This window comes from Frankia gtarii (assembly GCF_025403375.1).
Taxonomy (GTDB): domain Bacteria; phylum Actinomycetota; class Actinomycetes; order Frankiales; family Frankiaceae; genus Frankia; species Frankia gtarii.
Genome location: NZ_JAMPTM010000412.1, coordinates 1 through 4,151 on the forward strand (window position 1 = coordinate 1; position 4,151 = coordinate 4,151).

Below are 4,151 nucleotides of genomic sequence, written 5' to 3' on the forward strand. Positions count from 1 at the left end.
GGTGGCGGGGGCGCGCTTGACGGTCTTGGGGTCCATGCGGCGGATCAGCATCGAGACGATGATGATGAACAGGATGCCGATCACGGCACCGGCGATGATGTCGGTGAGGTAGGTCGACGCGGTGTGGTCGTAGAACGGGTCGACGACGGCCTTCGGGTTGATCAGCTTCTTGGAGCCGTCCGGGCGCAGGACGCCGGCGAGGGTGATGCGGTTCATGTCGGCGATCGACGACATCGACGCGAACCCCCAGCGCGCCGGCGCGATATAGGCGACCTGCTCCAGGCCGACGGTGCCCTTGACCGGCACAATGCCACCACTGAAGATCAGCTGGGCCATCGTGATCAAGACGAGTAGGGGCATCGTCTTGTCGGCGTTGTCGACCAGCGCCGAGATCAACAGACCGAGCATCGCCGAGGCCAGCGACACCACGACCACCGCGATCAGCATCTCCAGCAGCGAGTTGCCGAGGATGAGACCGGCCTTGGGTGTTCGCCCGGCCAGTCCGATCAGCGTGAACGGGATCGACTGCGCCACCGTGATCAGGATCAGAACGAGGACCTTCGACCCGATGTACGCCGTGCGGGACAGGCCGATGGCTCTCTCCCGGCGATAGATCGCCCGTTCCTTGACGATCTCGCGGACCGAGTTCGCCATGCCCATGAAACAGGCGCAGAGCACCATGATCAACAGGATCGTCGGACCGTCGGAGTTCGGCGAGAACTGTTTAGCCTGCTCGGCGGTGAGGTCGAAGTTGCCGCCGATGGCTCTGGGGATCAGCCCCAGCAGGAACGGGAACGCGATGATCAACCGTAGGTAGGACTTGTCCGACGCCACGACGGCCATGGTTCGACGACTCAGCGTGATGAGCTGGGAGGCCACCGACTGCTGGCGCAGCGAAGGCAGTTCCTCCGGCGCCGGCCGGGCCGACGGGGCGGTGATCGATGCCGGCACGTAGTACCGCGAGTTGCGGAAGCGGGCCGCCGACTCGGTGCCCGGCGTCGCCTCCAGGTTGAGGAAGACATCGGGGTAGTCCCGCTTACCGAAGAAGGACAGCGCGTCCTGGGGCGGGCCGAAGTAGGCGACGTAGCCGCCCGGCGCGAGGACCAGGATGTAGTCGCACAGGTCGAGCTGGGCAACGCTGTGGGTGACGACAATGACTGTCCGGCCGTCGTCCGCCAGCTTGCGCAGCGACTCCATGACGTTCTTGTCCATGCCCGGGTCGAGGCCGGAGGTCGGCTCGTCCAAGTAGAGCAGGGTCGGCCGGGTCAGCAGCTCCAGGGCCACCGAGGTCCGCTTGCGCTGGCCACCGGACAGCCGCGACACCTGGGTGTTCGCGTGCTGGGTCAGGCCGAGCTCGGCGAGGACCTCGTCGACGCGGGTGCGCCGCTCCGCCTTCGTGACATCCGGCGGGAAGCGGAGCTCGGCGCCGTACTCCAGAGCCTTGCGCACGGTGAGCGAGGTGTGCAGCAGGTCCTCCTGCGGCACGTAGCCGATGCGGCGCCGCAGCTCGTCGTAGTCGGAGTACAGGTCACGGCCGGCGTAGCGGACGGCACCCTTGTCCGCGGGCCGGAACCCGGTGAGGGCGTTGAGCAGGGTGGACTTGCCGGCGCCGGACGGCCCGACGACACCGAGCAGCGCCCGGCCGGGCAGCTTGAACGTCATGTCGTGCATGAGCTGCTTCTGGCCGGCCCAGACGTTCAGGGCGTCGGCCTCGAAGCTGACGTCGCCGGAGTCGATGTACTCGACGAGCTGATCGCCCTCGAGCTGGAAGACGTGGTGGCCGACGGCGATGACGTCGCCCTGGCCGACCTCCGTCCGGTTGATCCGGCGGCCGTTGACGAACACGCCGTTGGCCGAGTCGAGGTCGGCGATCTGCAGGCCCGAACGGCCGATGTAGAGCTCGGCGTGCCGGCGGGAGGCGAGCAGGTCGGTGATCACGATGTCGTTGTCCCGGGCGCGGCCGATCGACATCGTGCCCTGGCGCAGCCGGTAGGTGGTGCGCCGCTCGTGCTCCTGCTCGAGGCTGGTGGAGCCGCCGGCGTGCTCGTCGCGGCGGCGGTCGTCGTAGTCGTCGTAGTCGCGACCGCGCTGCGCCGGGCTCGTGGGCCCCTGGTGGCCCCGGCTACCCCGGCCCGAGGTGGGCCGCGGCGGGGTGTAGCCAGCGGCGTTGGGCAGCATCGTCTGCATGTCGTAGCCGGGGTCGTAGGCCGGCTCATCGATCGGGCCGCGGCCCTGCGGGAACTCGGGGTGAACGACGACCTCAGGGCCTGTGGGGGTGCCCAGCCGCAACCGCACCTCATCGTGCACCGGCACGGACTCGGGCATCCGCTGCCCGTCGATCCAGGTGCCGTTGGAGCTGATGTCCCGCACGATCCAGCCGCTGCTGGCCTGTTCGAGGAGGAGGTGGCGACGGGAGACCCGGCTGTCGGCGATGACGTAGTCGGCGGTCCGGGCACGGCCGATGATGAACTGGGCCTCGGCCGGCACGGTGGCCGCACCGGCCTCGGTGACGACTCTCAGGAAGGTCGTCTGCACGTGTTTCCCCCTTCGCGACGGGACGCTGGCCGGGTTGTCCCGCCGAACTCCACCTTGTAACTACGCCAGGTCATGTCACCAAGCCGAGCGATGTCACCGCTTCGAGCGGCGCCACCGGGACAACGGGTGATGCCACGCCGAGCAGTCACGCGGGTTGACCGATCATGCCGGATGTCCGATCGTAGCGTCGAGGGATGACCTTGATCCACCCCGGGTGACGGTTGACCGGCCAGCAGAACGGCATGGCCGCCGTCGCATTCGACCTCTGGACATCTCTCGGTTTCCTGCCGCCTCTTGATCCTCGAAATGCCGGTTGTCCTGCACGGATCTTCTCCGCCGCTACCCCCCCGGTCGGGCCGCCACCGCGACGACCGTGCCACGGGGGCGACGGCGATGACACGCGACTCCCGTGCGGCACCCTATGAGAATGCCGGCCGGCGGTCTGCGGGAGTGGCATCTGTCGCCGATCCGACCGAGGGGGAGACCGAACGGCTTCAAGTATCCGACCGTCCGCACACAACTGATTCACACGGCGAGCCCACCGGGATCACGGCCGCCTGCTTCGCGTCCTGGAAATGCCTGCAAGCGCGCCATGCGACGGCGACGAGCCATGCCGCGCCCACTCGGCCCGGACGGGCGACCGGACGGCCCTGGACGGGCCCGGACCACCCCCCTCGGAGACGCCGACGCGGCGCCCCCTAGGCGGTCGCGCAGGTGACACCGGCCGGGACGGCACCGAGAATGTGGCCGGAATCATGCCCGCCCGGGGAAGAGCGGGTTCCGGGCGGGCATGGTCATCGGTGGGCAGGTCAGGACGCCGGCAGAACGACGTCCTTGGCGGTCGCGGTGAGCGACAGCCCGGTGGCATTCGTCGACGCCTTGACGATGCGCAGATGGAACGGCAGCCCGGACACCGGAATCGGCACCGGTATCTGGAAACTCACGGGGATGGTGAAGTTCAGGCCGCCCACCACCGACAGCGCGGACGGCACCAGGGTCAGCTTGTTGTCGGCGACCTCGAACGTGGTGATGCCGCTGACCTTCGTACTGCCCAGCCCGAAGGGGCCGTCGATGGTGCCGCTCAGCTCGACCTTCTTCCCGCCGTCCACCGGGGCGACCTGGACCTGCACCGCCTGCTTCGCGAGGAAGGCGTTCAGGTCGGCGTAGGTGATGCCGACGGTGGCCCGCACGTCGTCGACGGGGACCTGCCCCACGTTGTCGGTCAGGGCGTCCCCCAGCGGCACGTGCAGGCCCTTGAGGTGCGCCTTCACCGAGGAGATCTTCGGCCCCGGGGTGGGGATGCCGTCGATCCCGACGCCGATGTCGGTGAACTTGCCGAACAGGACCTGGGTGAGGAAGGGGAACCCGCCGATGCTCACGTCGGTCACCTTGGGCACCGGGTCGCCGGGCTTGATGTTCTCGGCGACGGACGCCTCGACCTGCTTGCGCATCTGCCCCTTGGCGACCACCACGCCGACCCGGTCGCCCACGACGAACAGGACGACCAGCACGACCAGCACGATCGCCAGCAGCCGACCGCGTCGCCGACGCCGCCGCGGCGGCTTCGCGGCGGTGGTGCCGGTCGGCGGCGCGCCCGCGCCGAACCCGCCCTGCCC

The 4,151-nt window shown here is 69.0% G+C and carries 2 protein-coding genes; both read right to left on the minus strand.

The genetic code is table 11. The annotated features are described in order from the left end of the window. On the minus strand, positions 1-2,535 hold a 2,535-nt coding region (locus NBZ83_RS30530; RefSeq protein WP_261576352.1), incomplete at its 3' end, for an FHA domain-containing protein. 809 nt (positions 2,536-3,344) lie between these two features. After that, positions 3,345-4,151 (minus strand): LmeA family phospholipid-binding protein (locus NBZ83_RS30535; protein WP_261576353.1); only part of this gene is annotated, 807 nt, incomplete at its 5' end.